The 1,981-nt window shown below is 40.5% G+C and carries 2 protein-coding genes; both read left to right on the forward strand.

Annotation, left to right across the window (positions count from 1 at the left end):
* On the forward strand, positions 1 to 359 hold a 359-nt coding region (locus A3766_RS31295), incomplete at its 5' end, for a hypothetical protein (protein ID WP_197479628.1).
* A 141-nt stretch (positions 360 to 500) separates the two neighbouring features.
* Entirely contained in the window at positions 501 to 1,532 is a 1,032-nt protein-coding gene (locus A3766_RS18655) for a glycosyltransferase family 2 protein (protein ID WP_068511696.1), read from the forward strand.
* Positions 1,533 to 1,981: the final 449 nt, after the last annotated feature.

Consider the following 1,981-nt stretch of genomic DNA (forward strand, 5'->3'; position numbering starts at 1 on the left):
ATCTTAGCATTCTTACTCCTGAGCAAATCGTAAGTAACATACTAAAAATAATTGACATAACACCAGAAACACAAAACATATATATTTCAGGAATACTCCCTATATCCCTAGAACGAAATCAGAAATTACAGCACCAAGCACCAATCAAGCAAACTAACCAACTCTTAAACAAAGCACTCAGACACAGCCTAAACACAACCTTCATCCCTCCACCCAATGAATTGCTGGATAAGTCAGGCCACTTATCTTCAAAGCATCATATCGGAGATGGCTTGCATCTGAGCTCATCTGGTTATGACATCTGGATAAACCACCTCAAAGACTACCTGAACATTCAACCTCTTAAAGAAAGTTTATAAACGAGTAGATATAAATTTCACCTATAAACTCTAGCGAGCTCTAGCTCTTTTTCTGAACAAAGACTGACCAAGGTCAAATACCCGCGTTTTTTATACGTATAAAATTCATTCCACCCGATTATCAAAACTGAGGTCTAAGGAATGAGCCAGAAAAAAGTAACATTAGTGATTTCTCCCAGGGATCGTTATAGCGGTCTCTCTGACTGTATCAAAAACGTTTATGAGCATACCGACAGTTCGCTATTTGACCTGATCATTCTTGATTTAGGTTACCCTTCGAGTGAAATCGCTTTAGCCAAAGAAGCCATTGCAGGAAAGGATAACGCCAAGATTATTTCTCACGGGCGCATAATCCCACTAGAAGGAATCAGCAAAATACGCGACCAAATCAAAACTCCCTTTACCTTTCTGCTAGATAATGACTCAAGAGTTTCTGAAGGTTGGCTCCCACCACTTATCGAAACTGGTGAAAAAACAGGTGCTGCTGTTATCTCCCCACTAACGCTAGAGAAAGATGGTGTCGACGGAGACTATACCCGTAACCATATCTATACCGTTGAGATCCGCACGATTGAAGTTGAAGGTAAAACTTATCTTATCGAGCATAAGCCTTACCGCCGTGAACTGCCTGAAAACATGCCAAAAGAAACCGTGCCGACTCAAGCATTTGAACTACATGGCGTCATGTTTAATACACAAGCCTTACAAAACATTGAACTGCCACATATGACAATTCGTGAACATCTGGATATTGGCATGCAGCTTCAGGCAAAGGGAGAGAAGCTCTATGCCGAACCACGCTCAGTCATCTACTTTGATAACCTGGGCACACGAGCTAACCTAAGCGACCTAAAGTATTTTGACCTTCGCTGGAATAGAAAAATCGGAAAATACTCACACGATCTATTTGAAAAGCGCTGGGGGTACAAATGGTATGCAGAAGAATCGGTCTATTTTTGGTGTCAGCGCAGAAGACTATACATAATTTTACGCTGGGCTTTTCTTCCAATAAAAGTTGCAAACCTACTAGACCGTATCGTCAGTAGCGTTAAACGGCGGTTCTTTCCTATTTGGGATCCGGTCAAGAACCCTCTTGAACATTCGAAATTACTGTATGATACTTTGGAAAACAATTCGCCTGTGCAGAAGAGTCACAACTTGACACTAAATTAAGTAACTTTCCGTGAACTACAATTAAGACGCTTTTGTTAGTTGTAGTTCACGAAAGCAAATCTTTGATCCCATAAAAGCCACACATGATGACAGTGTATACTCCATATACTATTTAGGAGTATCGACTCTTACGTACCAGTATCGGGCTTTCAAAGTATTTATAAGACACACTAGATATCATATATGTTAAAGCTAGCCCTCCTCCGTATCCCAAAATACGATCGCTATTAGACATTTCGCCACCATATCGTTCAATTAAATGAATAATTGGGTAGTGATATATATATAAGCCATAAGATATTTTTCCAGTGTATACCATAAACCGTCCTTCAAATACGGCGTTTTTCAAGGTAGTTGTCGCCTGAGCATTTAAGCTGCTTGTTTTTCCTTCTCCGGGTTCAACTTAACGTCACCCACTTTCTCCCAGTTCCGCGTAGCTTTTGACCACC

Source organism: Oleiphilus sp. HI0132 (genome assembly GCF_001635845.1).